This is a genomic window from Cysteiniphilum halobium, from assembly GCF_003574425.1.
Taxonomy (GTDB): Bacteria; Pseudomonadota; Gammaproteobacteria; order Francisellales; family Francisellaceae; genus Caedibacter; species Caedibacter halobius.
Genome location: NZ_QLIU01000098.1, coordinates 1 through 523 on the forward strand (window position 1 = coordinate 1; position 523 = coordinate 523).

A 523-nucleotide genomic window follows, 5' to 3' on the forward strand; every position below is an offset into this window, starting at 1 on the left:
CCACTCGAGAGCATGAAGTCGGAATCGCTAGTAATCGCGGATCAGCATGCCGCGGTGAATACGTTCCCGGGTCTTGTACACACCGCCCGTCACACCATGGGAGTGGGTTGCAAAAGAAGTAGATAGTCTAACCGCAAGGAGGACGTTTACCACTTTGTGATTCATGACTGGGGTGAAGTCGTAACAAGGTAGCCGTAGGGGAACCTGCGGCTGGATCACCTCCTTAAAGGTACGATGATGTTGTTTGATGATTGATGTTAGATTTTGAATGTTTAATGTTGATTGTTGAATGAAGTAGTACAAAGAGAAATAAGAAATAGCGAGAAGTGTTTAAGTGTTTACAATTGATGTTTTTTAGTCCAGAGGACGGAAGACAGATGGCAGAAGACGGTATTTGAGTGCAGCAAGCTGCACAGATTGTTTTTTTATTTTATTGTTTGGCATAAAGGTGTTGATAGTGAAATTAAAAATAAATCATCACGAAGTGATTCGACTACTGTTCTCTGTCCTCAGTTTTCCGTCT

1 rRNA gene is annotated in these 523 nt (G+C 42.4%); it reads left to right on the forward strand.

The window, feature by feature from the left end:
- Window positions 1–226: ribosomal RNA gene (locus DNK85_RS11825) — 16S ribosomal RNA — on the forward strand; the annotation flags it as partial.
- Between the last annotated feature and the right edge of the window lie 297 nt (window positions 227–523).